At 66.6% G+C, this 25,849-nt stretch carries 26 protein-coding genes; 18 read left to right on the plus strand and 8 right to left on the minus strand.

What is annotated here, in order from left to right:
• Positions 1-37 precede the first annotated feature (37 nt).
• Together lon and ODI_RS09560 are read left to right on the plus strand one after the other, a co-directional pair.
• Positions 38-2,485: an endopeptidase La gene (lon, locus tag ODI_RS09555; protein ID WP_067753156.1), complete on the plus strand. Its 2,448-nt coding sequence runs from the start codon at positions 38-40 to the stop codon at positions 2,483-2,485.
• Positions 2,486-2,584: 99 nt separating this feature from the next.
• Positions 2,585-2,986, plus strand: coding sequence for an RNA-binding S4 domain-containing protein (locus ODI_RS09560; protein ID WP_067753159.1), 402 nt, complete (start codon positions 2,585-2,587; stop codon positions 2,984-2,986).
• A gap of 32 nt (positions 2,987-3,018) precedes the next feature.
• Here ODI_RS09560 and lexA read toward each other — a convergent pair whose 3' ends face one another.
• Together lexA and ODI_RS09570 are read right to left on the minus strand one after the other, a co-directional pair.
• Entirely contained in the window at positions 3,019-3,669 is a 651-nt protein-coding gene (gene lexA / locus ODI_RS09565; protein ID WP_067753163.1) for a transcriptional repressor LexA, read from the minus strand.
• Between the two features lie 103 nt (positions 3,670-3,772).
• Positions 3,773-4,735 carry a LysR substrate-binding domain-containing protein gene (locus ODI_RS09570; RefSeq protein ID WP_067753166.1) on the minus strand — a complete coding sequence of 321 codons (963 nt, stop codon included), beginning with the start codon at positions 4,733-4,735 and terminating at the stop codon, positions 3,773-3,775.
• Positions 4,736-4,856: 121 nt separating this feature from the next.
• Here ODI_RS09570 and ODI_RS09575 point away from each other — a divergent pair, with 121 nt between their 5' ends.
• Complete coding sequence (locus ODI_RS09575; RefSeq protein WP_067753168.1) at positions 4,857-5,849, plus strand: Bug family tripartite tricarboxylate transporter substrate binding protein; 993 nt, start codon at positions 4,857-4,859, stop codon at positions 5,847-5,849.
• 37 nt (positions 5,850-5,886) lie between these two features.
• Complete coding sequence (locus tag ODI_RS09580; protein WP_067753170.1) at positions 5,887-7,041, plus strand: mandelate racemase/muconate lactonizing enzyme family protein; 1,155 nt, start codon at positions 5,887-5,889, stop codon at positions 7,039-7,041.
• A 97-nt stretch (positions 7,042-7,138) separates the two neighbouring features.
• On the opposite strand, the gene ODI_RS09585 is transcribed toward ODI_RS09580, so the two are convergent.
• Positions 7,139-8,341, minus strand: a complete 1,203-nt coding sequence (locus ODI_RS09585) for an amino acid aminotransferase (protein WP_067753173.1) — start codon at positions 8,339-8,341, stop codon at positions 7,139-7,141.
• A gap of 249 nt (positions 8,342-8,590) precedes the next feature.
• Here ODI_RS09585 and uvrB point away from each other — a divergent pair, with 249 nt between their 5' ends.
• The 11 genes from uvrB (at position 8,591) to ODI_RS09640 (ending at position 18,234) form a co-directional block, all read left to right on the plus strand.
• Complete coding sequence (gene uvrB / locus ODI_RS09590) at positions 8,591-10,621, plus strand: excinuclease ABC subunit UvrB (protein WP_067753176.1); 2,031 nt, start codon at positions 8,591-8,593, stop codon at positions 10,619-10,621.
• A 259-nt stretch (positions 10,622-10,880) separates the two neighbouring features.
• On the plus strand, positions 10,881-11,372 hold the full coding sequence (locus tag ODI_RS09595) for a low molecular weight protein-tyrosine-phosphatase (RefSeq protein ID WP_067753235.1): 492 nt from the start codon (positions 10,881-10,883) through the stop codon (positions 11,370-11,372).
• A 169-nt stretch (positions 11,373-11,541) separates the two neighbouring features.
• Entirely contained in the window at positions 11,542-12,096 is a 555-nt protein-coding gene (gene iscR, locus ODI_RS09600; protein WP_067753179.1) for a Fe-S cluster assembly transcriptional regulator IscR, read from the plus strand.
• 17 nt (positions 12,097-12,113) lie between these two features.
• Positions 12,114-13,325, plus strand: a complete 1,212-nt coding sequence (locus tag ODI_RS09605) for an IscS subfamily cysteine desulfurase (protein ID WP_067753182.1) — start codon at positions 12,114-12,116, stop codon at positions 13,323-13,325.
• 128 nt (positions 13,326-13,453) lie between these two features.
• Positions 13,454-13,837: a Fe-S cluster assembly scaffold IscU gene (gene iscU / locus ODI_RS09610; protein ID WP_067753185.1), complete on the plus strand. Its 384-nt coding sequence runs from the start codon at positions 13,454-13,456 to the stop codon at positions 13,835-13,837.
• A 2-nt stretch (positions 13,838-13,839) separates the two neighbouring features.
• Positions 13,840-14,163, plus strand: coding sequence for an iron-sulfur cluster assembly protein IscA (iscA, locus tag ODI_RS09615; RefSeq protein ID WP_067753187.1), 324 nt, complete (start codon positions 13,840-13,842; stop codon positions 14,161-14,163).
• Positions 14,164-14,166: 3 nt separating this feature from the next.
• Positions 14,167-14,691 (plus strand): Fe-S protein assembly co-chaperone HscB, encoded by a 525-nt coding sequence (gene hscB / locus ODI_RS09620; RefSeq protein ID WP_067753190.1) that lies wholly within the window; start codon positions 14,167-14,169, stop codon positions 14,689-14,691.
• Positions 14,692-14,789: 98 nt separating this feature from the next.
• The gene (gene hscA / locus ODI_RS09625; protein WP_067753192.1) at positions 14,790-16,664 is read left to right on the plus strand and encodes a Fe-S protein assembly chaperone HscA; all 1,875 of its coding nucleotides are present in this window, start codon (positions 14,790-14,792) and stop codon (positions 16,662-16,664) included.
• Between the two features lie 6 nt (positions 16,665-16,670).
• Positions 16,671-17,012 carry an ISC system 2Fe-2S type ferredoxin gene (gene fdx / locus ODI_RS09630; RefSeq protein ID WP_067753194.1) on the plus strand — a complete coding sequence of 114 codons (342 nt, stop codon included), beginning with the start codon at positions 16,671-16,673 and terminating at the stop codon, positions 17,010-17,012.
• Positions 17,012-17,206: a Fe-S cluster assembly protein IscX gene (gene iscX / locus ODI_RS09635; RefSeq protein WP_067753196.1), complete on the plus strand. Its 195-nt coding sequence runs from the start codon at positions 17,012-17,014 to the stop codon at positions 17,204-17,206. The genes fdx and iscX overlap by 1 nt, the downstream gene beginning before the upstream one ends.
• Before the next feature lie 143 nt (positions 17,207-17,349).
• Complete coding sequence (locus tag ODI_RS09640; RefSeq protein WP_067753198.1) at positions 17,350-18,234, plus strand: methylglyoxal synthase; 885 nt, start codon at positions 17,350-17,352, stop codon at positions 18,232-18,234.
• 106 nt (positions 18,235-18,340) lie between these two features.
• Here the strand turns inward: ODI_RS09640 and ODI_RS09645 are convergent, their stop codons facing one another.
• The 4 genes from ODI_RS09645 to prfB form a co-directional block, all read right to left on the minus strand.
• Entirely contained in the window at positions 18,341-18,634 is a 294-nt protein-coding gene (locus ODI_RS09645) for a hypothetical protein (RefSeq protein ID WP_157929743.1), read from the minus strand.
• A gap of 21 nt (positions 18,635-18,655) precedes the next feature.
• Positions 18,656-20,179, minus strand: a complete 1,524-nt coding sequence (lysS, locus tag ODI_RS09650) for a lysine--tRNA ligase (RefSeq protein ID WP_067753203.1) — start codon at positions 20,177-20,179, stop codon at positions 18,656-18,658.
• Positions 20,180-20,197: 18 nt separating this feature from the next.
• The gene (locus tag ODI_RS09655; protein ID WP_067753206.1) at positions 20,198-20,959 is read right to left on the minus strand and encodes an SDR family oxidoreductase; all 762 of its coding nucleotides are present in this window, start codon (positions 20,957-20,959) and stop codon (positions 20,198-20,200) included.
• A gap of 55 nt (positions 20,960-21,014) precedes the next feature.
• Positions 21,015-22,119 (minus strand): peptide chain release factor 2 gene (prfB, locus tag ODI_RS09660; protein WP_098020886.1). Its coding sequence is split into 2 segments (ribosomal slippage): positions 21,015-22,037 and positions 22,039-22,119, totalling 1,104 coding nucleotides; the frame shifts between segments, so codons are not numbered across the junction.
• 118 nt (positions 22,120-22,237) lie between these two features.
• Between prfB and ODI_RS09665 the strand changes: the two genes are divergently transcribed.
• Together ODI_RS09665 and ODI_RS09670 are read left to right on the plus strand one after the other, a co-directional pair.
• Positions 22,238-23,167, plus strand: a complete 930-nt coding sequence (locus ODI_RS09665) for an alpha/beta fold hydrolase (protein WP_067753210.1) — start codon at positions 22,238-22,240, stop codon at positions 23,165-23,167.
• A 15-nt stretch (positions 23,168-23,182) separates the two neighbouring features.
• Complete coding sequence (locus tag ODI_RS09670) at positions 23,183-24,031, plus strand: 3',5'-nucleoside bisphosphate phosphatase (protein ID WP_067753213.1); 849 nt, start codon at positions 23,183-23,185, stop codon at positions 24,029-24,031.
• A gap of 53 nt (positions 24,032-24,084) precedes the next feature.
• On the opposite strand, the gene ODI_RS09675 is transcribed toward ODI_RS09670, so the two are convergent.
• Positions 24,085-25,098, minus strand: a complete 1,014-nt coding sequence (locus ODI_RS09675; protein ID WP_067753216.1) for an ABC transporter substrate-binding protein — start codon at positions 25,096-25,098, stop codon at positions 24,085-24,087.
• 169 nt (positions 25,099-25,267) lie between these two features.
• Here ODI_RS09675 and greB point away from each other — a divergent pair, with 169 nt between their 5' ends.
• Positions 25,268-25,825, plus strand: coding sequence for a transcription elongation factor GreB (gene greB, locus ODI_RS09680; protein WP_067753219.1), 558 nt, complete (start codon positions 25,268-25,270; stop codon positions 25,823-25,825).
• The last annotated feature ends 24 nt before the right edge of the window (positions 25,826-25,849 follow it).

A 25,849-nucleotide genomic window follows, 5' to 3' on the forward strand; every position in this document is an offset into this window, starting at 1 on the left:
CGCAGCCGAAACGCCGTAACTCTTGAAGGAAGCCCATATGTCTGCCAGCCAGACCTTGCCCTCCGAACCGATCGAGCTTCCGCTGCTGCCGCTGCGCGACGTCGTCGTGTTCCCGCACATGGTCATTCCTTTGTTCGTTGGCCGTCCCAGGTCCATCCGCGCCCTTGAAGCCGCCATGGAGGCGGGCAAGAGCATCATGCTGGTGGCCCAGAAGTCGGCTGGCAAGGATGACCCGACGCCTGAAGACGTCTATGAAATCGGCTGCGTGGCCGGCATCCTGCAGATGCTGAAGCTGCCCGACGGCACCGTGAAGGTGCTGGTCGAGGGTTCGCAACGCGCCCGCATCACCCGCATCGACGACGCCGAGTCGCACTTCACCAGCGAAGTCGTGCCCATCGCGCCCGAAGCCCAGCTCGGCGCCGAGACCGAGGCCCTGCGCCGCGCCATCGTCGCCCAGTTCGAGCAATACGTGAAGCTCAACAAGAAGATCCCGCCCGAGATCCTGACCTCGCTGGCCGGCATCGACGAGGCTGGCCGCCTGGCTGACACCATCGCCGCGCACCTGCCGCTCAAGCTCGAGGAAAAGCAGAAGATGCTCGAGGTGTTCGGCACGTCCGACCGCCTGGAAGCGCTCCTCACGCAGCTGGAAACCGAGATCGACATTCTCCAGGTGGAGAAGCGCATCCGCGGCCGCGTGAAGAAGCAGATGGAGAAGAGCCAGCGCGACTACTACCTGAACGAGCAGGTCAAGGCCATCCAGAAGGAACTGGGCGAAGGCGAGGAAGGCGCCGACATCGAGGAACTGGAAAAGAAGATCCTGGCCGCGCACCTGCCCAAGGAGGCCAAGAAGAAGGCCGATGGCGAGCTCAAGAAGCTGAAGCTCATGTCGCCCATGTCGGCTGAAGCCACCGTCGTGCGCAACTACATCGACACGCTCATCAATCTTCCCTGGAAGAAGAAGAGCAAGGTCAACAACTCGCTCTCCAACGCCGAGAAGGTGCTGGACGACGACCACTACGGCCTCGAGAAGGTCAAGGAACGCATCCTCGAGTATCTCGCGGTGCAGCAGCGCGTGGACAAGGTCAAGGCGCCCATCCTGTGCCTGGTCGGCCCGCCCGGCGTGGGCAAGACCTCGCTCGGCCAGTCCATCGCCAAGGCCACGAACCGCAAGTTCGTGCGCATGGCCCTGGGCGGCGTGCGCGACGAAGCCGAGATCCGTGGCCATCGCCGCACCTACATCGGTTCGATGCCCGGCAAGATCCTGCAGAACATGTCCAAGGTGGCCGTGCGCAACCCGCTGTTCCTGCTCGATGAGATCGACAAGCTGGGCATGGACTTCCGCGGCGATCCCGCGTCGGCGCTGCTCGAGGTGCTGGATCCGGAACAGAACCACACCTTCCAGGACCACTACATCGAGGTCGACTTCGACCTGTCGGATGTGATGTTCGTGGCAACGAGCAACACGCTGAACATTCCGCCGGCGCTGCTGGACCGCATGGAAGTCATCCGTCTGTCGGGTTACACCGAGGACGAGAAGGTGCACATCGCCCGCGAGCATCTGCTGCCCAAGCTGATGAAGAACAACGGCGTGAAGCCCGAGGAACTGGCTGTCGACGAATCGGCCATCCGCGACATCGTGCGTTACTACACCCGGGAAGCCGGCGTGCGCGCGCTCGAGCGAGAAATCGGCAAGGTCTGCCGCAAGGTGGTCAAGCAGCTGCTCACGCAGTCGCAGGCCGACGGCGCGAAGGCCTCCGAGCCCGTCGTGCAGGTCAAGGTCAACGCCGACAACCTGAACGACTACCTGGGCGTGCGCCGCTATTCCTTCGGCATGGCCGAAAAGGAAAACCAGGTCGGCCAGGTCACCGGTCTGGCATGGACGGAAGTGGGCGGCGATCTGCTGACCATCGAAGTCGCCGACATGCCCGGCAAGGGCGTCATCCAGCGCACGGGTTCGCTGGGCGACGTCATGAAGGAGTCGGTCGAGGCTGCGCGCAGCGTCGTGCGGGCCCGCGCCCGCCGCCTGGGTTTTGCCGACAGCGTGTTCGAGAAGCACGACATGCACGTGCACGTGCCGGAAGGCGCCACGCCCAAGGACGGTCCGTCCGCGGGTATCGCCATCACGACGGCCATCGTCTCGGCGCTGTCCAGGATCCCCGTGCGCGCCGACGTCGCCATGACCGGCGAAATCACGCTCCGTGGCGAGGTGCTGGCCATCGGCGGCCTGAAGGAAAAGCTGCTGGCAGCCCACCGTGGCGGCATCAAGACGGTGCTGATCCCCGAGGAAAACGTGAAGGACTTGGCCGAGATCCCGGACAACGTCAAGAACCACCTCGAGATCGTGCCGGTGCGCTGGATCGACAAGGTGCTGGAAAAGGCGCTGGAACGCCTGCCCACGCCGCTGCCCGAGGAAGAGCCCGCCAAGGCCGAGTCGGTGGTGGCTGCCGGCAAGCCGGCCGACGCCGACCCCGTCATCAAGCACTGATCCCGGCCTGGGCGTCGGCCCAAGGCTGGCGATTCGATCCCTGCCTTCTTCTTGCGAGGAAGGCGGGGATTTTCATTTGAGAGCAGGCGAGGAGCCGGGATGGTGCAGGAGGACGAACGCCACGGCGTGCGTATCGACAAGTGGTTATGGGCGGCGCGTTTCTACAAGACCCGGTCGCTGGCCAGCGCCGCGGTCGAAGCGGGCAGGGTGCTGGTCAATGGCGCAAGGGCCAAGCCTGCGCGCATCGTTCGGCGGGATGACCGCATCGACATCACCGGGCAGGCCCAGCAGCAGTGGGTGGTGATCGTGCGGGGATTGGCGGAAAAGCGCGGCTCGGCCACGCTGGCGCGCCTGCTGTACGACGAAACGACCGAGAGCATTGCCGCAAGGCTGTTGCGGGAAGAGGCGCGCCGCTGGCAGCCGGAGCCTGAGGAAGACCGCCACGGCCGTCCCACCAAGCGGGAACGGCGTGACCTGGACCGTTATCGTCACCGCGACTAGGCTGCCGTGGCGGCGTGCGCGGCGTGTGTTGCCTAGTGCAGCGGTTGCGTGCGGATCAGGCCGACCGCAATGCCTTCGAGCACGAAATCCTGCCCGGGCTGGATCTCGATGGGGGCGAAGTCGGGATTTTCCGGCAGCAGCGCAATCCGCGAGCCGCTGCGCTGCAGGCGCTTGACGGTGACGTCGTCATCGAGACGCGCCACCACGATCTGGCCATTGCGCGCTTCCGGGGTGCGCTTCACCGCCAGCAGGTCGCCATCCAGAATGCCGGCGTCCCGCATGCTGAGCCCGCGCACCTTGAGGAGGTAGTCCGGCGTCTGCGTGAAGAGTCCGGGATCCACGCCCACCTCGCGTTCGACGTGCTCGGTGGCGAGGATGGGACTGCCTGCCGCGACGCGCCCAACCAGCGGCAGCAGCATCTGTGCCAGGGCCGGGTGGGGCAGCAGGGCCTGCACCGGCTCGGGCGCCTGGTTGAGCAGCCGGATGCCGCGCGAGGCGCCGGCGGTCAGCTCGATGGCCCCCTTGCGCGCCAAGGCCTTCAGATGGTCTTCCGCGGCATTCGGCGACCGAAAGCCCAGCGCCTGGGCAATCTCGGCGCGCGTGGGCGGGAAGCCCGTCTGCGCGAGCGTGCGGCGGATGAGATCCAGGATTTCCTGCTGACGGGCGGTGAGCTTGGCGGCCATGTTTCTCGTACTGTATATGTATACAGGCTCGATTGTGGGGCATGCGCAGGGGGATTGCAAGCGATGGCCGCCGGGAGCGGCTGGCGCCAAGCCCGTCGCGCCCTCACAGGGCGCTGTCGGAGGCTGCCTGGCCGGGCATGGGGATGCCTGCCGGCCGCAGCGCGTAAGGGCCGTTGGCCAGCTGTTCGCGCAGAAAGCGCACGCACACGCCGATCTTGGCCGACTCCGACAGCCTGCCCGGCGTGACTGCCCAGATATCGGCAGGCCAGCGATACGCGGGAAGCACGGGAACCAGTTCTCCCTTCTGCACGCTCAGCGCGCAATCCCAATCCGCCAGCCGCACGATGCCGTGGCCATCCAGCGCCCATTGGCGAATGATGTCGTTGTTGTTCGAGGAAAGCGTGCCCGTCACCTTCACCGTCTCCAGGCCCTTGGGGCCGACCAGCCGCCAATTCCCGAAGGGCTGGTCACGCTCGCGGAAGACCAGGCAGCTATGGCGGCACAGTTCGTCCAATTGTTGCGGCATGCCGCGCGCTTCCAGGTAGGACGGCGCGGCGCACAGCAGGCGGTGGCTATGCGCGATACGGTGGGCAATCAGATGCGGCTCGGGCACGCCGCCGATACGAATGTCCAGGTCCAGCCCCTCTTCCAGCAGATCCACCGGCCGGTCCAGCACCGTCAGCGATACCTCCAGTTTGGGATAGCGCTTCGCCAGCAGCGAAATGGCGGGGGCGACGTGATTGCGTCCCAGCCGGAAGCTGGAGCTGACGCGCAAGCGGCCCCGGGGCTCCGACACTTCGTCCGCCAGCGCGTCGCGTAACTGGCGCACATTTCCCAGGATTTCCCGGGCCCATTCGTAGGTCTGCTCGCCCTGCGCGGTGGCGCTCAGGCGCCGCGAGGTGCGATGCAGCAGCCGCACGCCCAGATCCTGTTCCAGGATGCCGATGCGTTTGCTGACGTAGGAGGGCGACATGCCCCATTCGTCGGCCGTGCGGGCGAAGCTGCCCAGGCGGATGACTTCGGTGAACAGGTGCAGGTCGACGAGCGAGGGCTGGTGATCGGCCACGAATCGTGTATTGAGAAGTTCCGGATTCGGGGATTCTAAAAGGTTTCGTGGCCGATACGATATGCGGACATGCCTTGGTCACCTTTTCGAGCAAGGCCATAACAATATCGGGAGAGACACCATGACATCGTCCACCACCACCGTCCAGCGCCTGCTCCTGGCCGCGCTGGCCGCATGCGGCATCGGCACCGCTGCCGCGCAGGAAACCTATCCCGCCAAGGCCATTACCTGGCTCGTGCCCTTTGCGGCAGGCGGCCCCACCGACGCAGTCTCCAGGAACGTCGCGCAACGGGTTTCCGCCGCGCTGGGGCAATCGATCGTGGTGGAGAACCTGGGCGGCGCCGGCGGCACGATCGGCGCGGCAAAGGTCGCGCGCGCCAGGGCTGACGGTTACTCCCTGTTCGTGGGCCATATCGGGACCATGGCGGCCGCGCCGTCTCTCTTCAAGTCGCTGCGCTACGACCCCAACCAGGATTTCGTTCCCGTGTTCCGTTTCCCCGACACGCCCATGGCCTTGCTCGTGGGCGCCAATTCGCCTTACCGCACGGCCACCGACCTGTTCGAGGCGGCCCGCAAGGATCCGGGCAAGCTCACCTTCGGCACGGCGGGCGTGGGCTCGTCTTCCCACCTGGCTGCCGAACATCTCGCGTCGGTGGTCAAGGTGCAATACACCTTCGTGCCCTACAAGGGCACGGGCCCGGCCATGGCCGACCTCATGGGCGGCCAGATCGACGCCATGCTGGACCAGACCAATGTCTCGCTGCCGCAGACCCAGGGCGGGCGCCTGCGCGCGCTGGCCCTGACCTCGCAGGCACGGATGGCGCTGTTTCCCGGCGTCCCGACGCTGGCGGAAAAGGAAGTGCCCGGTTTTCTCGCCTCGACCTGGTACGGGCTATATGCGCCTGCCGACACGCCGGCGCACGTGATCGACGTCCTGCAAAAGGCCTACGCCGAAGCCCTGGCCGACAAGGAATACGTGCAATCGCTGGAGAAGCAGGGCATTGAAGTACTGCCCGCCGAGTCGGTCAGTGCCGACGCGCTGGGGCGCTTCATGCGCAGCGAGCAGGAAAAGTGGCAGCGCGTCGTGCGCGAAGCCGGTATCGACCCGCAGTGATACCGCGCCCATCTCTCATCGGAAACAAGGAGACACAGTGAAGATCGAACACGTCGAGGCCATTGCGCTGGACATGCAGCTCCAGGAGGTATTCAAGGGCGGCACCTATCAGGTTGCCACCCGCCCCACCATCATCACCCGCGTCCATCTGGAAAACGGCTTGGTGGGGGAAACCTACGGCGGCGATGAATTCCACACCCAGGCGCAGATCGTCCAGGTCATTCGCGATCATCTGGGGCCGCTGCTCCAGGGACAGGACGTGCGCGACTTCCAGCGCCTGTGGGAGGCGATGTTTAACATCGACCTGGACCTGGGCAATCGTGGCCTGCATCAGTTGGACATGCACCCGCGTGGCATCCTGCTGCAGGCCATCAGCTGCCTGGATAACGCGATGTGGGATGCGCGCGGCAAGCTGTACGACGTGCCGGTCTACAAGCTGCTGGGGGGTGTGCGCGACCGGGTGCCAGTCATCTCCATCGGTGGCTACTACCCCAAGGACGGCAGCGATCCGGCGGTGGCCATCGCGAAGGAAGTCGAAAGCGTGCGCCAGGCCGGCTGCATCGGCATCAAGATGAAGGTCGGGCGTGCCACCCTGGAGGAGGATTTCGAGCGGGTGCGGGCGGCTCGCAAGGCGGGGGGCAAGGATTTCGTCATCACCGTGGATGCCAACCAGGGTTGGCATCCGCTGGACGCGGTGAAGTTCTGCGTGGCCATGGAAAAGGCTGATCTGGGCGTACGGTGGATGGAGGAGCCGGTCAAATGGTATGACCAGACCGACGGGCTGATGCTGCTGGCGACCAAGACGTCCATACCGATCAACGTGGGTCAGGGGGAAATCACCGGGCGGGCCTGCCGGGATCTCATTACCAAGGGAGGTGTCTCCATCCTGAACCTGGACGTGACGCTGTGCGGCGGCATCACCGAGTGGCAGCGCGTGGCCGACATGGCGCGGTTCATGAATGTGGAGATGGCGCACCATGAAGAGCCCCAGGTCGCCATCCACCTGATGGCAGCCAACCCGCACGCACTGTTCGTGGAGATTTTCGCGAATCGCCAGCGCGACCCCTTGTTGTGGGAGCTGCCCGAGGGTTTTCCGGACATCCGCGATGGCTACATGGCCGTGCCGCAAGCCCCGGGCCTGGGGATCCGCCTGCGGCCCGAGGTGATCGAACGCTATCGCGTCGACGTCTGAGCCGGGGCGGGCGCCCTCGTGCCGACGGCGGCGCCCCGCCCAAAAAGCAAAAAGGCCCCTCGGGGCCTTTTTGCCTGTCCTGCCGGAGACGGCGGGATTACTTCAATGCCTTGGCAATCGCGGCCGCCACGACGTCGATATTGCGGCTGTTCAACGCAGCGACGCAGATACGGCCCGTCGACAGCGCATAAATCCCCGATTCTTCACGCAGCGTCTCGACCTGCGCCGCCGACAGCCCCGAGTACGAGAACATGCCGCGTTGCTTCACGACGAAGCTCAGGTCTTGCGTGGCGCCATGTGCCTTCACCTTGTTCACCAGTTCCTGGCGCATCAGGCGGATGCGGTCGCGCATGCCGGCCAGTTCCTCGTCCCACAGCTTGAACAGCTCGGGCGAGTTCAGCACGGCGGCCACGACGCTGGCGCCGTGAGTGGGTGGGTTGGAATAGTTCGTGCGGATGGTGCGCTTGACCTGGCTCAGCACGCGGCCGGTTTCTTCCTTGTTGCCGGCCACGACGGTCAGGGCGCCCACGCGCTCGCCGTACAGCGAGAACGACTTCGAGAACGACGAGCTGATCAGCATGGTCAGGCCGGCGTCGGCGAAGCGGCGCACCACCTGGGCGTCCTGCTCCAGGCCGTCGCCGAAGCCTTGATAGGCGATGTCCATGAAGGGCACCAGCTTGCGCGCCTTCACGATTTCCAGGATTTCAGCCCACTGCTCGGCGGTGGGGTCCACGCCGGTCGGGTTGTGGCAGCACGCGTGCAGCACGACGATGCTGCCTTCGGGCAGCGCGCGCAGGCTGTCGGTCATGCCGGCGAAGTTCAGGCCACGGGTGGCCGCGTCGTAATAGGCGTAGGTGACGACGTCGAAACCGGCGCGTTCGAACAGCGCGCGGTGGTTTTCCCAACTGGGGTCGCTGATGGCGACCTTGGCGTCGGGCAGGAACGCGCGCAGGAAGTCGGCGCCGACCTTCAGGGCGCCGGTGCCGCCCAGGGTCTGCACGGTCAGCACGCGGCCTTCGGCGACCAGCGGCGAGCCTTCGCCCAGCAGCAGCTTCTGTGCGCCCTGGTTGTAGTTGGCGATGCCGTCGATGGGCAGGTAGCCGCGGGCCGCGGCGGCTTCCAGGCGGGCCTGTTCGGCGCGGCGCACGCTTTGCAGCAGCGGGATGCGGCCTTCGTCGTCGTAATAGACGCCCACGCCCAGGTTCACCTTGCCGGGGCGGGTGTCGGCGTTGTACTGCTCGGTCAGGCCGAGGATCGGGTCGCGCGGGGCGAGTTCGACGGAAGCAAAGGGAGAGATCATGAGGGCGGAATGGGCGCTAGGGCCGCAAAGGAGGGGAGGTTAGGAAAGCGTGACGGATGGAGGACAAAGCTGTCGTTCAATCTCGGTTGCCCGTCGGCGTGGGCCGGCGCGGCGGGGTGTCTCTAGGGGCTGGATCGGGCCGGGCGTCGGCGCGGGCCCGGGGCGGCGGCAGGAATGCGCCGGAAGGGCAGGGTGGACGCTGGCAGGATCGGGGGGGATAATGTTCTGTTTACCCCACACCAGTCTAGCATGAGCGATAGCGGTTTCGTCGACTACCCGGACAGTCCTTTCCACCTCTACCAGCCTTATCCGCCGGCGGGCGACCAGCCCCGCGCGATCGGCCAGCTGGTGGAGGGCGCGCGCGACGGGCTGATGTTCCAGACCCTGCTGGGCGTGACGGGCTCGGGCAAGACCTACACGATGGCAAACACCATCGCGCAGCTGGGCCGCCCGGCCCTGGTGCTGGCGCCCAACAAGACGCTGGCCGCGCAGCTCTATGCGGAAATGCGGGAGTTCTTTCCGCGCAATGCGGTCGAGTACTTCGTCTCGTACTACGACTACTACCAGCCCGAAGCCTACGTCCCGACCCGCGACCTCTTCATCGAGAAGGACTCGTCCATCAACGAGCACATCGAGCAGATGCGCCTGTCGGCGACCAAGAGCCTGCTCGAGCGCCGCGACACGGTGATCGTGGGGACGGTCTCGTGCATCTACGGTATCGGCAACCCTGGCGACTACCACGCCATGGTGCTGATCCTGCGCGCTGGCGACCGGATCGGCCGCCGCGAGATCCTGGCGCGCCTGGTGGCCATGCAATACACCCGCAACGACGCCGACTTCACGCGCGGCACCTTCCGGGTGCGCGGCGAAACCGTCGACATCTTCCCGGCGGAAAGCCCCGAGCTGGCGCTGCGCCTGACCCTGTTCGACGACGAGGTCGAGTCGCTGGAGCTGTTCGATCCGCTGACCGGCCGCGTGCGCCAGAAGGTGCCGCGCTACACCGTCTATCCCGGTTCGCATTACGTGACGCCGCGCGACACCGTGCTGCGCGCCATCGAGACCATCAAGGCCGAATTGCGCGAGCGGCTGGATTTCTACGTCAAGGACGGCAAGCTGGTGGAAGCGCAGCGGCTCGAGCAGCGCACCCGCTTCGACCTCGAAATGCTGCAGGAGCTGGGCTTCTGCAAGGGCATCGAGAACTACTCGCGCCACCTCTCGGGCGCCGCGGCCGGCGAGCCGCCGCCCACGCTCATCGACTACCTGCCGACCGATGCGCTCATGTTCATCGACGAGAGCCACGTCACCATCGGCCAGCTGGGCGGCATGTACCGCGGCGACCGGGCGCGCAAGGAAACCCTGGTGCAGTACGGGTTCCGGCTGCCCTCGGCGCTGGACAACCGGCCGCTCAAGCTGGAAGAGTTCGAGGCGCGCATGCGCCAGTGCATCTTCGTCTCGGCGACGCCGTCGGCCTACGAGAACGAGCACACCGACAACGTGGTCGAGCAGTTGGTGCGGCCCACCGGCCTGGTCGACCCCATGGTCGAGGTCCGCTCGGCGCGGACCCAGGTCGACGACCTGCTGGGCGAAATCCGCCTGCGCGTGGGCGCCGGCGAGCGGGTGCTGGTGACCACGCTGACCAAGCGCATGGCCGAGGACCTGACCGACTTCCTGTCCGAGCACGGCGTGAAGGTCCGCTACCTGCATTCCGACATCGATACGGTGGAGCGGGTGGAGATCCTGCGCGACTTGCGCCTGGGCACCTTCGACGTGCTGGTGGGCATCAACCTGCTGCGCGAGGGCCTGGATATCCCCGAGGTCTCCCTGGTGGCCATCCTGGATGCCGACAAGGAAGGCTTCCTGCGCTCCGAGCGCAGCCTGATCCAGACGATCGGCCGGGCGGCGCGGAACCTAAATGGCCACGCCATACTCTATGCAGACAGGATCACCGATTCCATGCGGCGCGCCATGGACGAGACCTCGCGCCGGCGGGAGCGCCAGCAGGCATTCAATGCCGAGCATGGCATCGTGGCCCGTGGCGTGAACAAGGCCGTGCGCGAACTCATCGACGGCGTCGTGGGGGCCGAATCCCTCAAGCCCAAGGCGGACGACGTGCCCTTGGCCCTGCTGGGCGACGAGAAGGCCCTGGCGCGAGAAATCCGCCGCCTGGAAAAGCAGATGCTGGATCATGCCCGCAACCTGGAGTTCGAGCAGGCCGCCGCCACCCGCGACACGCTGCAGAAGCTGAAGGACCAGGCCTTGCTGGGGCAGGGATCCATGTAATGGAAACGTCCGATATGCATGAATGTGGTGCATATCAGACGTTGATGGCAGGCCCCGGTGCATGGCCTTTTTTGCACTGCGCACAGCTGTGGACAACTGGGCCCCGAAGTGGGGATTCCTGCCTCGTCAGGGACGTGAAAGGTGCTTGCTAAGCGGTTGTTTTAAAAGAAACTATTCTTGTTTCATGTTTTTTGCACCGCCCTTGCGCACGTGCAAAAAAAACTTGCCTTGTTGCGGGTTTTCCCGCACACTTATGGACATGATGACCAAGGTTCTTTTCGTTTGCATGGGTAATATCTGTCGCTCGCCCAGCGCAGAAGGCGTGTTTCGCCATTTGGTCGCCGACGCCGGTTTGTCCGACGTGGTCGGCGTCGATTCGGCTGGCACCCATGGTTTCCACGTGGGCGAGGCGCCGGACGCGCGCGCTCAGGCCGCAGCGCGCAAGCGCGGCTACGACATGGCCCATCGCGAAGCGCGCCAGGTCACGGCGGAAGACTTCCGTGATTTCGACCTGATCCTGGCCATGGACTGGGAAAACCTGTCCGCCATGCAGCAGCAATGCCCCAAGCAGTATCAGCACAAGCTGATGCTCCTGATGCGTTTCGCCAACGAATTCGAAGAGGCCACTGTGCCCGATCCGTACTACGGCGGCCCGGAAGGCTTCGGCAAGGTCCTGGATTACATCGAGGACGCCTGTCAGGGCGTGCTGGAGCTGGTGCGCAAGCGTGCCACCCAGTATCAGGCTGCCTGATTCCCACCAGACCGGGAATTCCCAGAAAAAACGCGCTTCGGCGCGTTTTTTTACGTGAGGTACCCAAGCAAAATAGTCGGGAATTTGGTATGCTTGAGTTAATTGCTCAGGTATTGGTGAAGGGCGCGGGGACTCCCCCTTGCCATTCCCGGCCTAAAGGAAAGACATCATGCGGCTGACCACGAAAGGGCGCTTCGCCGTGACGGCGATGATCGACTTGGCCTTGCGCCAGCACAGTGGCCCCGTGACGCTGGCGGCGATCAGCCAGCGCCAGAACATCTCGCTGTCCTATCTGGAACAGCTTTTCGGCAAGTTGCGCCGGCACGAGCTCGTCGAGAGCGTGCGCGGCCCGGGTGGCGGCTATTCGCTGGCCCGCCTGGCGCGCAACGTGACCGTCGCCGACATCATCTTCGCGGTGGACGAACCGCTGGACGCCACGAGTTGTGGCGGCAAGCGGGACTGTACGAGTGGCAATGACGGCAAGTCCGGCAAGTGCATGACGCATGAGCTGTGGGCCACCCTCAACCGCAAGATGGTCGATTACCTGGACTCCGTGTCGCTGCAGGACCTCGTGGATCAGCAGCGCGTGCGCCAGCTTCAGGAAGCCAACCAGGAAAAAGCGTGTTCCGCCGTGCGCGTGGACCGTCTGGGTGGCGCCTCGCCTGTTGGCACCGCAACCGCCAATACGGCCGAACGCCCCCGCCCCGCGCGCGCCGCGGCTTGAATTCAGGAGCCTTTCCCATGACCACCCGTCCCATCTATTTCGATTACTCGGCTACCACGCCCGTCGACCCCCGCGTGGTCGACAAGATGGTGCCCTGGCTTTACGAGAACTACGGCAATCCGGCCTCCCGCAGCCATGCAATGGGCTGGGCCGCCGAAGAGGCCGTCGAGCAGGCGCGCGCCGATGTCGCCGCCCTGGTGAATGCCGATCCGCGCGAAATCATCTGGACCTCCGGCGCCACCGAGTCGAACAACCTGGCCCTGAAAGGCGCCGCGCACTTCTATGCCGAGCGCGGCAAGCACCTCATCACGGTCAAGACCGAGCACAAGGCCGTGCTGGACACCTGTCGAGAACTGGAGCGCCAGGGTTTCGAAGTGACCTACCTGGACGTGCAGGAAGACGGCCTGATCGACCTGGCCGCGCTGGAAGCCGCCCTGCGTCCCGACACCAGCGTGGTGTCGGTCATGATGGTCAACAACGAAATCGGCGTCATCCAGGACATCGAGGCCATTGGCGAACTGCTGCGCGCGCGCGGCATCATCTTCCACGTCGATGCCGCCCAGGCCACCGGCAAGGTCGTGATCGACCTGCAGAAGCTGAAGGTCGACCTGATGTCGTTCTCGGCCCACAAGACGTATGGCCCCAAGGGCATCGGCGCCCTGTACGTGCGCCGCAAGCCGCGTGTGCGTATCGAGGCGCAGATCCATGGGGGCGGCCATGAGCGCGGTTTCCGTTCGGGCACGCTGGCCACGCACCAGATCGTCGGCATGGGCGAAGCCTTCCGCCTGGCGCGTGAAGAAATGGCCGTGGAAAACGACCGCGTGCGCATGCTGCGCGACCGTCTGTGGCAAGGCCTGTCGGACGTGGAAGAGGTGTACCTGAACGGTCACATCGAGCGCCGCGTGCCGCACAACCTGAACGTCAGCTTCAACTACGTCGAAGGCGAGTCGCTGATCATGGCGATCAAGGAACTGGCCGTGTCCAGTGGGTCGGCCTGCACCTCGGCCAGCCTGGAGCCTTCCTACGTGCTGCGCGCCCTGGGCCGCAACGACGAACTGGCGCACAGCTCGATCCGTTTCACCATCGGCCGTTTCACGACCGAGCAGGAAGTCGACTTTGCCGTGCAGCTCCTGAAGAGCCGCGTGGGCAAGCTGCGCGACATGTCGCCGCTGTGGGAAATGGCCAAGGACGGCGTTGACCTCAACACCGTCCAGTGGGCTGCCCACTGACAAGTCCCACCGCCGAGGCGCTTGCGCGCCTCCCCCTCAAGGGGGCGGCATCGGCGGACCGGCGAAGCCGGCTCCGCAATGCCCCGGCTGGCAGTAGTGACGGTATTCAAAAGTAAGGAGCAATCATCATGGCATACAGCGACAAAGTTCTGGACCACTACGAAAACCCCCGCAACGTGGGTTCCTTCGACAAGGGCGACACCAACATCGGCACCGGCATGGTTGGCGCGCCGGCCTGTGGCGACGTCATGAAGCTGCAGATCCGCGTCAATGACGAAGGCGTGATCGAAGACGCGCGCTTCAAGACCTACGGCTGTGGGTCGGCCATCGCTTCCAGCTCGCTGGTGACGGAATGGGTCAAGGGCAAGACGCTGGACCAGGCCATGGCCATCCGCAACACGCAGATCGCCGAAGAGCTGGCACTGCCGCCCGTGAAAATCCACTGCTCCATCCTGGCCGAGGACGCCATCAAGGCGGCCGTCAAGGACTACCAGGACAAGCACGCGAGCTGATCATGGCCGTTACGCTGACCCAACAGGCCGCCGATCACGTCGGCCGCTACCTGCAAAAGCGCGGCAAGGGCGTCGGCCTGCGCCTGGGCGTACGGACCACCGGCTGCTCGGGCCTGGCCTACAAGCTGGAATACGTGGACGCGCCGGCTGCCGAAGACCAGGTCTTCGAGAGCTTCGGCGTCAAGGTGTTCATCGACCCGAAGAGCCTGGCCTATCTGGACGGCACCGAACTCGACTACGCCCGTGAAGGCCTGAACGAAGGCTTCAAGTTCAGCAATCCCAACGAGAAAGCCAGTTGCGGTTGCGGCGAATCTTTCACGGTGTAGGCCTTGGCTGACGATCACTTCAGCCTGTTCGGCTTGCCGCGCGCGTTCGCGCTGGACGCCGACGCGCTCGAGCGCGCCTGGCGCGACGTCGCCGCGCGCGTGCACCCTGATCGCTATGCCACGGCCTCGGCTGCCGAAAAGCGGGTGGCCATGCAATGGTCGGCCCGCGCCAACGAGGCGTATCGCACCTTGCGCGATCCGCTGCAGCGCGCGCGCTATCTGTGCGAGACGGACGGCGTGGACCTGCAGACCGAAAGCAATACGGCGATGTCGCCGGATTTCCTGATGCAGCAGATGGCCTGGCGCGAAGCGCTGGACGATGCGCGCGAGTCCGGCGATCCGCAGCAGTTCGCGGCGTTGGCCGAGGAACTGCGCGATGCCGAGCGTGAGCTCGGGGCGACGGTGGGGGCGTTGCTCGACGAAAAACAGGATGTGGCCCAGGCTGGCTTGCGCGTGCGGGAATGGATGTTCCTGGATCGCCTGGCCGAGGCGCTGCGCGCGGAGGCGGGCGCGACGTCGCCGCGCTGATCGCGCGCATCGTCTGCCCGGAAGAAGAATTGCGGCGCCCGGCAAGGGTGCCCACCGTGGCCGCCGTTGCCAGGCGTGCCGCGCAGGACAGGATACATATGGCTTTTCTGCAGATTTCCGAGCCGGGTGAGTCGCCCGCGCCGCATCAGCGCAAGCTCGCCGTGGGCATCGACCTGGGCACCACGCATTCGCTGGTGGCCGCGGTGCGCAGCAGCGTTGCCGAGGTCCTGCGCGACGCGCAGGGCAGGGCGCTGCTGCCTTCGGCCGTGCGCTACACGCCGGATGGCGAGGTGGCCGTCGGCGCCGAGGTGTTGCCGCTGCAGGCCAGCGATCCCCTGAATACCATCGTGTCGGTGAAGCGCTTCATGGGGCGTTCGCTCGCCGAGGCGCAAGCCTCGCGCGCGCCCTACGAGTTCGTCGACGCGCCGGGCATGGTGCGGCTGCGCACCGTGCAGGGCGACAAGAGTCCCGTCGAGGTGTCGGCGGCCATTCTCTCGGCGCTGCGCGAACGGGCCGAGGCGACACTGGGCGATACGCTGGTGGGCGCGGTGATCACCGTGCCGGCCTATTTCGACGACGCACAGCGCCAGGCGACGCGCGACGCGGCCAAGCTGGCCGGCCTGAACGTGCTGCGCCTGCTGAACGAGCCGACCGCGGCCGCGCTGGCCTATGGCCTGGACCATGATGCCGAAGGCGTCTATGCGGTGTATGACCTGGGGGGCGGCACGTTCGACATTTCCATCCTGCGCCTGACGCAGGGGGTGTTCGAAGTGGTGGCCACGGCCGGCGACACGGCCCTGGGCGGCGATGATTTCGACGCGCTGATCGTGGACGAGTGGGTGAAGGACGATCCCGCCGCCGCGCAACAGGCGCTGCGCGAGCCGCGCGCCTACCGCGCCTTGCTGGTGGCCGCGCGGGCCGCCCGCGAAGCGCTGTCGGCGCAGGAAAGCGCCGATTACACCGTCGAGCTGCCTGATGGCCAATGCCTGGCGGGCACGCTGACGCGCGCGCATTTCGAGACGCTGGCGCAACCCTTGCTGTCCCGCACGCTGGAATGCGTGTCCCGCACGCTGCGCGATGCGCGCCTGGCGCCTGCGGACGTGCGCGGCGTGGTGATGGTGGGCGGCGCCACGCGCATGCCGGTGGTGCGCCGCGTGGTGGGCGAACTGTTCGGTGCCGAGCCGCTGACCGACCTCGATCCCGACCAGGTGGTGGCGCTGGGCGCCGCGTCGCAGGCCAACCTGCTGGCGGGCAACCGCGCACCGGGCGAGGACTGGTTGCTGCTGGACGTGCTGCCGCTGTCGCTGGGCCTGGAAACCATGGGTGGCCTGGTCGAACACATCGTGCCGCGCAACAGCACCATCCCGGTGGCGCGCGCGCAGGAGTTCACGACCTTCAAGGATGGCCAGTCGGCCATGAGCATCCACGTGGTGCAGGGCGAGCGCGACCTGGTGGCCGATTGCCGCTCGCTGGCGCGCTTCGAGCTGCGGGGCATCCCGCCCATGGTGGCGGGGGCGGCGCGCATCCGGGTGACCTTCCAGGTCGATGCGGACGGCCTGCTGGGCGTGTCGGCGCGCGAGCTGACCACCGGCATCGAGGCCTCGGTAACGGTCAAGCCGTCCTATGGCCTGAGCGACGAGGAGGTCGCGCGCATGCTGGCCGACAGCATTTCGCAGGCCGATGCCGATGCGCAGGCCCGCATGCTGCGCGAGCAGCAGGTCGATGCCCGCCAGCTGGTCGAGTCCGTGCAGGCCGCGCTGGCCGCCGACGGCGACCTGCTGTCCGCGGAAGAGCGCGCCCGCGTGGACGCCGCGCTGGCCGACGCCGCCGGCGCCCAGTCGCTGGAAGACGCCGATGCCGTGCGCGCCCGGGTCCAGGCGCTGTCCGACGCCACCGACGAATTCGCTGCCCGCCGCATGGATCGCAATATCCGCGCCGCGCTGTCGGGCCGCAAGCTGGATGAACTTGCCTGAACCACCATGCCGAAACTGACCGTATTGCCGCACCCCCAACTCTGCCCCGAAGGCGCCGTCATCGAGAACGCGCCGCGCGGCGAGTCCATCTGCCGTGTGCTGCTGGATAACCACATCGAGCTGGAACACGCCTGCGAGCTGTCCTGCGCCTGCACCACCTGTCACGTGGTGGTGCGGGAAGGCTTCGACACGCTGGAAGAGGCTTCCGACAGCGAAGAAGACATGCTGGACCGTGCCTGGGGTCTGTCCTCGACCTCGCGCCTGTCCTGCCAGGCCCGCATCGCCGACGCCGACCTGACCGTGGAGATTCCCAAGTACACGATCAACCACGCCAAGGAAAATCACTGATGAAGTGGACCGATACCTACGCGATCGCGGAGGGGCTGGCTGACGCCCATCCCGAGGTGGACCCCAGGACCGTGCGCTTCACCGATCTGCACGCCTGGGTGTTGGCGTTGCCCGGTTTCAACGACGATCCCGAGCGCAGCGGCGAGAAGATCCTGGAAGCCATCCAGATGGCCTGGATCGACGAGGCGGAATAAGCCCCGTCGCGGTCTGCGAGGGCGGACAGGGCGCGCCCGCGGCAAGCCCCCGCGGCAAGCCCCCGCGGTAAGCCCTTATGGCAGCCCGGTCGCGCGGGCGAGGTATCATCGATACCCCGTCATCCGTCCGTGTGTTTCCGTCCATGATCGCCACCCCCCTGCGCTTCGGCCTGGCCGCCAACCGCCTCCACCACGAGACGCCCGACGCGGCGTTGTTCAAATGGCTGCGCGCCTGCTCCGACACGATCCGCCAGTTGGGCGTGCAACTGCACACGGTGGGCCGCACGCATGACGCCATCGAGCGCGAAGGCATGCTGCCCGGTTATTCCGGCCTCATCCGCTATCCCTATGGCCGCGAAGGTGGCCTGATGAAGCTGGTGGCCCGCGTGACCGAAGGGCGCGATGACGTCGCCCCGTTCGATGGCGCCATCTACCTGATCGACCCGGTGGACCCCTCGTCCATCTTCCCCGAGGCGCTGGCCCTGAAGCGCCAGTGCATCACGCATGGCCGTCCCTTCATTTCCACGCTGGCGGGCGCCATCGAGTGGATGTCGGTCGAGCGCATCCATGCAGGCCTGTCGCTGGATGCCGCGCAGCAGCGCAGCTTCGATTTCTCCAGCCAGACGCTGGCGCTGATCTCCCACGATGCCCTGAAGGAACAGATGGTGGCGTTCGCCGCCGACCACTTCGACCTGTTGTCGCGCTTTTCCAAGCGCGTGGCCACGGGCACCACGGGCGGCCTGCTGAACGAGCTGGCCTGGTCGCGCGGCTGGCCGCGCGAGCGTGCCTGGGTGCAGCGTTACCTGAGCGGCCCGCTGGGCGGCGACGCGCAGATCGCCGAGATCGTGCTGGAACGGCAATGCCAGCGCGTCATCTTCTTCGAGGACCCGCACGTTGCCCGCCAGCACGAGGCCGATATCCAGCTGCTGGAGCGCGCGGTGCGCGTGGTCACGGATATCGCCAGCTGCGCGACCTCGCCCACGGTGGCGCGGCGCTGGGCGCAGGCGGTGGAGCGTTCGGGCGTCTGAACCCGGCACGGCGCAGGACGCAGGCGGCTTGCCCGCGTGCCAGCGTTGGCAATGCAAAAAGGCCGCGTGAGCGGCCTTTTTGCATGCGGGGGAGCGCCCTTGGCTGTCAGCGGCAGCGGTACGCAGCCACGCCACAGCCCAGCGACAACAGCAGCGACACGCCTGCCAGCGGCAGGAGGTAGCCGGCGCCGTCGGTGTGGCCGCCTCCCGCGGTGGCCGACACGCTGCCCATCCACAGGATGAACGAGGCGCCCGCCGACAGCAGGAAGAGGGCGCAGGCGACGCACGCCACGACGAAACGCATGCGTCCGGGCAGGCGCCGGCGCGCGGCGCCGCGCAGCCCGGGGAACAGCAGATAGGAAAGCCCCGCGAGCAGGATGGCGAAGATGACGAGTTTCACCAGCATCGCCGGGCCACGTCCTCAGTCTTCGCGGCGCAGGTGCGGGAACAGGATCACGTCGCGGATGCTGGCGCTGTCGGTCAGCAGCATGACCAGGCGGTCGATGCCGATGCCGCAACCGCCGGTGGGCGGCATGCCGTATTCCAGCGCGCGGATGTAGTCCGCGTCGTAGAACATGGCTTCCTCGTCGCCGGCGTCCTTGGCCTGCACCTGGGCGCGGAAGCGCTCGGCCTGGTCTTCGGGGTCGTTCAGCTCGGAGAAGCCGTTGGCGATTTCACGGCCGGTGATGAAGAGCTCGAAGCGCTCGGTGATGCCCGGCTGCGTGTCCGATGCGCGGGCCAGCGGCGAGACTTCCACCGGATAGTCGATGATGAAGGTGGGGTGCCACAGTTGCGACTCGGCGGTTTCCTCGAAGAGGGCGAGTTGCAGGGCGCCCAGGCCGGCGCGCGACAGCACGGGGCCATCGACGTCCGCACCCAGTGTCTTCAGTTCGGCGCGCACGAACGCAACGTCGTCGAGCTGGGCCTGCGTGTAGCGCGGGGCGTACTTCAGGATGGCGCCGGTGATGGTCAGGCGGTCGAAGGGCGCGCCCAGGTCCAGTTCACGGCCCTGGTATTCGAGCTTGGCCGTGCCGGCCGCGGCGATGGCGGCGCGTCGGATCAGCGTCTCGGTGAAGTCCATCAGCCAGCGGTAGTCCGCATAGGCCGCGTAGAACTCCATCATCGTGAATTCGGGGTTGTGACGCGGGCTCACGCCTTCGTTGCGGAAGTTGCGGTTCACCTCGAAGACGCGCTCGAAGCCGCCGACGATGAGACGCTTCAGGTACAGCTCGGGCGCGATGCGCAGGAACATCTCCATGTCCAGCGCATTGTGGTGCGTGATGAAGGGCTTGGCCGCCGCGCCGCCCGGGATGGGGTGCAGCATGGGGGTTTCCACTTCCAGGAAGCCGGCCTCCAGCATCTGCTGGCGGATGCCGCCGATGGCCTTGCTGCGCGCCTCGAAGGTGCGGCGCGTGGCGTCGGTCATGATGAGATCGACGTAACGCTGGCGGTAGCGCAGTTCCTGGTCGGCCACGCCGTGGAACTTGTCGGGCAGCGGACGCAGCGACTTGGCCAGCAGGCGGGCCTGCGTGGCGTGGATCGACAGCTCGCCCTTGTTGGTCTTGAAGATCGTGCCTTCGATGGCGATGATGTCGCCCATGTCCCATTGCTTGAAGGCGGCGTAGGGCGCTTCGCCCAGCGTGCCGCGTTCCAGGTAGATCTGGATGCGGCCGCTGCCGTCCTGCAGGGTGGCGAAGCTAGCCTTGCCCATGACGCGTTTGAGCATCATGCGGCCGGCGACCTTGACCGTGACGGCCTGCGCCACCAGTGCCTCCTGCTCCTGCTCGTCGAAACGCGCGTGCAGGTCGGCGGCGTGCGCGTCCGGCGTGAAGTCGTTGGGGAAGGCCACGCCGGCTTCGCGCAGTTTCGAGAGTTTGGCGCGCCGCTCGGTGATCAGGCGGTTTTCGTCCTGGGCGGTCGGGGCGGCGGGCGTCGTGTCGGTCATGATGGGTGCGTCAGTGGGTCAGTCGTAGTGGCGGATGTCGTCGATGACGGTCGTGCCGAAATCGTCGCGTTCGAGATAGGCGAGGATGCGCTGGGCGGTCTGCTCGGGGCTGCTGAGCGCACCGCTGTCGTGCATCTGCTGGAAGCGTTCCAGCGCGGGGAAGCTGGCGGGGTCGCTGGCGCGGATGGCGGCCTGCATGCTGGTGTCGATCACGCCGGGCGCCAGCGACACGATGCGGGCGCCAGCGGTGCCCTGTTCCTGGGCGGTCACGCGCGAAGCCATGTCCAGCGCGGCCTTGGTGGCGCAGTACACGGTCCAGCCCGGGTTCGGGTTGCGGCCGGCGCCGGACGAGATGTTGAGCACGCGGCGGTCGGCGTTCAGGCCCTTGAGCCGGGCGAGGAAGGCCGAGGACAGCAGCAGCGCCGCATTCACGTTCAGGTTGAAGGCGGTGGCGATGGCGGCGCCGTCGTCCAGCTGGTCGGCGCGCGCCACGGGCGCGAGCGTGCCCGCATTGTTGACCAGGCGGTAGCGCAGCCCGGCGTCGCGCGGCAGGGCGTCACACACCTGGCGCGCGGCCCGGGTCGCGCTGGCGGCGTCGGACAGGTCGACCTGCACCTGTTCCAGCTCGGCGCCCTGGGCGCGGGCGAGCTCGTCCAGCGCCGGGTCGGCGCTGCGCGACAGCGTCACGAGCCGCGTGCCGGGATGCACGAGTCCGCGCGCCAGCGCGGCGCCGAGGCCGCGCGACGCGCCGGTGAGGATGGCGATGGTGGTGATGGACATGCCGCTACGCTCCTTGAACAGGACACGCCACGGCCGGGGCCGTGGCGCGCGAGGGTCAGACGCCTTGCTTCAGGCTGGCCTGGATGAAGGGGTCCAGGTCGCCGTCGAGCACCTTCTGGGTGTTCGAGATTTCGACGTTGGTGCGCAGGTCCTTGATGCGGCTCTGGTCCAGCACATAGGAGCGGATCTGGTGGCCCCAGCCCACGTCGGTCTTCGAGTCTTCCAGCTTCTGCTGCTCGGCCATGCGGTTGCGCATTTCCAGCTCGTAGAGCTTGGACTTCAGCATCTGCATGGCTTCGGCGCGGTTGCGGTGCTGCGAACGGTCGTTCTGGCACTGCACGACGATCCCGGTGGGCATGTGCGTCAGGCGCACGGCCGAATCGGTCTTGTTGATGTGCTGGCCGCCCGCGCCGCTGGCGCGATAGGTGTCCACGCGCAGGTCGGCCGGGTTCACCTCGACCTCGAAGGAGTCGTCCACTTCCGGGTAGGCGAAGACGCTGGCGAACGACGTGTGGCGCCCGCCCGAGGAGTCGAAGGGGCTCTTGCGCACCAGGCGGTGCACGCCGGTTTCGGTGCGCAGGTAGCCGAAGGCGTATTCGCCTTCGATCTTGATCGTGGCCGACTTGATGCCGGCGATTTCACCTTCCGACTCTTCCAGCACCTCGGCCTTGAAGCCCTTGCGCTCGGCATACTTCAGGTATTGGCGCAGCAGCATGGATGCCCAGTCCTGGGCTTCGGTGCCGCCCGCGCCGGCCTGGATGTCCAGGAAGCAGTTCAGCGGATCGGCCGGGTTGGCGAACATGCGGCGGAATTCCAGCGCTTCCAGCTTTTCCTGGAACCCGTCGGCGTCCGTCTCGATGGCGAGCAGGGTGTCGTCATCGGCGTCGCTTGCCGCCAGCTCGAACAGTTCCTGGGCGTCGGCGATGCCCGTGCCCAGGGCCGAGAGCGTCTCGACGACGTCTTCCAGGCTTTTCTTCTCGCGGCCGAGATCCTGGGCGTGCTTGGGATCGTTCCAGACCGCCGGGTCTTCGAGTTCGGCGTTTACGACTTGCAGGCGTTCAGTCTTGGCATCGTAGTCAAAGATACCTCCGCAGTTGCAGCTCGCGGTCGGCGTAGTCCGACAGGCGGGCGGCGATCTGGTTCTGGCGTTCGGCTTCCATGCACATTCCTTTGGCGTATTCTTGGCGTAACTGCGTATTTTACCGCGCCGCCGCGAAGGCCGCAGCCTGTAGGTTGGGTCAGCCGGGCGGCGTGCCCAGCCAACCGCCGAGTCTTGCCATGTCCGATCCCCGTCTTGATTACGTTACCTGCGCCAGCCCCGCCGGCCTGCACCGCATGGCCTATTGGGAGTGGGGCGATCCCGACAACGACCGTGTGCTGGTGTGCGTGCACGGCCTGACGCGCACCGGCCGCGATTTCGACGTGCTGGCGCGGCGCATGGCCGCCGAATACCGGGTGGTCTGCCCCGATGTCGCCGGCCGCGGACGTTCAGACCGCCTGCGCAATCCGCTGTTCTATACCGTGCCGCAGTATGTTTCCGACATGGTGACCCTGCTGGCGCGGCTGGATGCGCGCACGCTGGACTGGGTGGGGACCTCGATGGGCGGGCTGATCGGCATGGCGCTGGGCGGCTCGGCCGCCCTGTCGCGCCTGGCGCCGGCGGCGGCGCCGGCGGGACTCGGCGAGTTGCCGGGCACGGGGATTGCCGTGGGCCGCATGGTCATCAACGACGTCGGCCCGACCCTGGAGACCGCCGCGCTGGCGCGCATCGGCCAGTTCGTGGGGCAGCCGGTGGAATTCGACAGCTTCGAGGAGGCGGTGGCTTACGCGCGCACTGTCTCCGCCGGTTTCGGCCCCCACAGCGACGCCCAGTGGCAGGATCTTGCCCGCCACGTCTATGTGCCCCAGGCCGGCCGCTGGGTGAAACATTACGACCTCGGATTGGCCCAGCCCTTCGCCCAGCAGGACCCGGCATCCGCGGCCGCGGGCGAGGAATTGCTGTGGCAGCTCTACGAGGCGCTGGATTGCCCGCTGCTGGTGCTGCGCGGCAGCGAGTCCGACCTGTTGTCTGCCAGCACTGCCGAGCAGATGCTGGCGCGCAACACCCGGGCAAGCCTGCATGAGGTGGCGGGCGTGGGGCATGCGCCGACGCTGATGGCGCCGGACCAGGTGGAGGCGGTGGCTGCGTTCCTGTCGGGGCGGGCCTAGGCCTACAATCAAGCCATGCGCACCGCTGTCCCCCTCATCTACGACCTGCATTGCCATTCCACCGTCTCCGACGGGCTGCTCGCCCCGGAAGCGGTGGCGGAACGCGCCTATGCGAATGGCGTGAACGTGTGGGCGTTGACCGACCACGATGAAATCGGCGGGCTGGCGCGCGCGGGCGATGCCGCGCGGGCGGTGGGCATGCGGTTCGTGACCGGGGTGGAAATTTCCGTGACCTGGGCCAGCCAGACCGTGCACATCGTGGGCCTGGCCTTCGATCCTGCCGATGCCGCGATGGCGGCCGGCCTGGCCGATACGCGCGCCGGCCGTGCGCGCCGGGCGAAGCAGATGGGCGAGCGCCTGGCTGCGATGGGCATGCCGGGCGCCTATGAAGGCGCCTTGCCCTTCGCCGGCAATCCGGAGCTGATCAGCCGCACGCACTTTGCGCGCTACCTGGTCGACGCGGGGTATTGCCCCGACGTGCAGACCGTCTTCAACAAGATCCTGGGCGACGACTGCCCCGGGCACGTGCCCATGCAGTGGGCCACGCTGGCCCAGGCGGTGGCGTGGATCCACGGCGCGGGCGGACGGGCCGTGATCGCCCATCCGGGCCGCTATAAATATTCCCCCGTGCAGTTCGGCGCGCTGTTCGATGAGTTCCGGGACCTGGGCGGGGAGGGCATCGAAGTGGTGACCGGCAGCCACCGTCCCGATCAATACCGCGAATACGCGGACGTCGCGCGGCACTATGGCTTCCTGGCCTCTTGCGGCTCGGACTTCCACGGGCCCGGCGAAAGCCGCCATGACCTGGGCAGCCTGCCGCCGCTGCCCGCCGGCCTGAAACCCGTCTGGCACGACTGGGCTTGAATGAGGAAAGGGCGGCCGGGCCGCCTTTTGTTCGGGATCGTGTCCGCGGGGCCTCAGCTTCCCTCCGTCACCAGCGCGCTTTCGAAGAAATAGTCCCGCCATGACGTGGGCCTGGTCTTGATGGCGCCGACGTCATGCAGGAATTCGGCGAGCTTGAAGGTGTTCTGCGGCTGCAGCGTATAGCGCACGTCCGGATGGCTGATGATCGCTTCGATTTCCTCGACCGGCAGGTTCGACCCTTCCAGGCTGGCATAGATCTGCGCGGCGCGTTTCTTGTCGCGCAATACGCGTTGCAGGCCTTCCTCCAGCGCCTTGCGCAAGGCCGCGACGGTACGCGGGTTCTTGTCGTGGAAGGTACCCGTGGTCCACAGGATGTTCAGCGTGCTCGGTCCGCCCAGGATGTCATAGGAGCCCGTCACCTTGTGGATGGCGGGATCCTTCAGGGCCTTGAACCAGAAAGGCGGGCTGGAAAAATGGTTGTTGATCTCGGTCTTGCCAGAAAGCAGCGCCGCGGTGGCCTCGCCGTGCGGCAGGCTGACGGTGTAGGCGTCATAACGGGCGAACTGCGCCTTGCCGTGTTTCTGTGCCGCGGCGATCTGCAACAGGCGCGCATGCAGCGACACGGTCGTGGCGGGCAGCGCGATCTTGTCGGACGGGCCGAGATCGTCCAGGCTCTTGACGGCGGGATTGCGCGACAGGAGGTAGACAGGCAAGGAACCCAGGGCGGCGATGGCCTTGATGCCCTGCCTGTTCCGTGTCCGATCCCAGATCGTGAGCAGCGGCGGCAGGCCGGTGGACGCGACGTCGATGCTGTCCGAAAGGATGGCGTCGTTGATGGCGCTGCCGCCGGACAGCTGCCGCCAGTCCACCGCGATGTTCAGGCCATCGGCCTTGCCGTGTTTCTCGATCAGCTTCTGGTCGCGCACCACGTGCAACACGATGTCGCCGACGTCGAATTGATAGGCGATGCGCAGGGTGCCTTCGGCGCTGGCGCAGGTGGCGCCCAGGCCAAGGATGAGGGGAAGGGTGGCGCGGAACAGCGTGCGCAGCGGGGACGCGAGGGACATGGTGAGCCAGGAGAGTGTTGCGGAGCAGGAATTCTAGGTAGCCGGCGCCGCCGGGTGTAATACGCAGTTTTCACTTGCATATGCTTGCCTGTGAAACACCGCTTGCCGGCGCGGGCCGCGCCCGGGCTGGGCTAACATTCCCGTCAGGCCCACTCTGCTCCAACCCGATATGAACAAGGCTTTCGTCAAGGAATCCGACCGCGACGACGAGGACGACATCCCCGAAGCGCAGTCGCTGCCCGCCGGCACGCGCAACTACATCACGCCGGAAGGCTACGAGCGCTTGCGCGCCGAACTGTCGCAGCTGATGAATGAAGAGCGTCCGGCCGTGGTGCAGATCGTGTCGTGGGCGGCGTCCAACGGCGACCGCTCCGAGAACGGCGACTACCTGTACGGCAAGAAGCGCCTGCGCGAGATCGACCGCCGCATGCGCTTCCTGACCAAGCGGCTGGATATCGCGGAAGTGGTGGATGCCTCCTTGCAGCCCAACCGCGACCAGGTGTTCTTCGGCGCCACGGTCAATTACGAAGACCGCGCGGGCGAGTCGCACACGGTGACCATCGTCGGCGTGGACGAGGCCGAGCCGCTGGTGGGCAAGATCAGTTGGATTTCCCCCGTGGCGCGGGCGTTGACCAAGGCGCGCGAAGGCGAGACGGTGGTGCTGCGCACGCCCGCCGGGGTGGATGAGCTGGATATCCTTGAGGTGAGCTACCCGACTCGCGGGTAGGAAAGCGGGCCGGCCTCAGGTGCC

Origin of the sequence: Orrella dioscoreae (assembly GCF_900089455.2) — a bacterium.
GTDB classification, from domain to species: domain Bacteria; phylum Pseudomonadota; class Gammaproteobacteria; order Burkholderiales; family Burkholderiaceae_B; genus Orrella; species Orrella dioscoreae.

Coding starts and splice junctions, on each gene's coding strand:
- lon (WP_067753156.1), top strand. CDS start 38: ATGTCTGCCAGCCAGACCTTGCCCTCCGAACCGATCGAGCTTCCGCTG.
- ODI_RS09560 (WP_067753159.1), top strand. CDS start 2,585: ATGGTGCAGGAGGACGAACGCCACGGCGTGCGTATCGACAAGTGGTTA.
- lexA (WP_067753163.1), bottom strand. CDS start 3,669: ATGGCCGCCAAGCTCACCGCCCGTCAGCAGGAAATCCTGGATCTCATC.
- ODI_RS09575 (WP_067753168.1), top strand. CDS start 4,857: ATGACATCGTCCACCACCACCGTCCAGCGCCTGCTCCTGGCCGCGCTG.
- ODI_RS09585 (WP_067753173.1), bottom strand. CDS start 8,341: ATGATCTCTCCCTTTGCTTCCGTCGAACTCGCCCCGCGCGACCCGATC.
- uvrB (WP_067753176.1), top strand. CDS start 8,591: ATGAGCGATAGCGGTTTCGTCGACTACCCGGACAGTCCTTTCCACCTC.
- ODI_RS09595 (WP_067753235.1), top strand. CDS start 10,881: ATGATGACCAAGGTTCTTTTCGTTTGCATGGGTAATATCTGTCGCTCG.
- iscR (WP_067753179.1), top strand. CDS start 11,542: ATGCGGCTGACCACGAAAGGGCGCTTCGCCGTGACGGCGATGATCGAC.
- ODI_RS09605 (WP_067753182.1), top strand. CDS start 12,114: ATGACCACCCGTCCCATCTATTTCGATTACTCGGCTACCACGCCCGTC.
- iscU (WP_067753185.1), top strand. CDS start 13,454: ATGGCATACAGCGACAAAGTTCTGGACCACTACGAAAACCCCCGCAAC.
- iscA (WP_067753187.1), top strand. CDS start 13,840: ATGGCCGTTACGCTGACCCAACAGGCCGCCGATCACGTCGGCCGCTAC.
- hscA (WP_067753192.1), top strand. CDS start 14,790: ATGGCTTTTCTGCAGATTTCCGAGCCGGGTGAGTCGCCCGCGCCGCAT.
- fdx (WP_067753194.1), top strand. CDS start 16,671: ATGCCGAAACTGACCGTATTGCCGCACCCCCAACTCTGCCCCGAAGGC.
- iscX (WP_067753196.1), top strand. CDS start 17,012: ATGAAGTGGACCGATACCTACGCGATCGCGGAGGGGCTGGCTGACGCC.
- ODI_RS09640 (WP_067753198.1), top strand. CDS start 17,350: ATGATCGCCACCCCCCTGCGCTTCGGCCTGGCCGCCAACCGCCTCCAC.
- lysS (WP_067753203.1), bottom strand. CDS start 20,179: ATGACCGACACGACGCCCGCCGCCCCGACCGCCCAGGACGAAAACCGC.
- ODI_RS09655 (WP_067753206.1), bottom strand. CDS start 20,959: ATGTCCATCACCACCATCGCCATCCTCACCGGCGCGTCGCGCGGCCTC.
- ODI_RS09665 (WP_067753210.1), top strand. CDS start 22,238: ATGTCCGATCCCCGTCTTGATTACGTTACCTGCGCCAGCCCCGCCGGC.
- ODI_RS09670 (WP_067753213.1), top strand. CDS start 23,183: ATGCGCACCGCTGTCCCCCTCATCTACGACCTGCATTGCCATTCCACC.
- ODI_RS09675 (WP_067753216.1), bottom strand. CDS start 25,098: ATGTCCCTCGCGTCCCCGCTGCGCACGCTGTTCCGCGCCACCCTTCCC.
- greB (WP_067753219.1), top strand. CDS start 25,268: ATGAACAAGGCTTTCGTCAAGGAATCCGACCGCGACGACGAGGACGAC.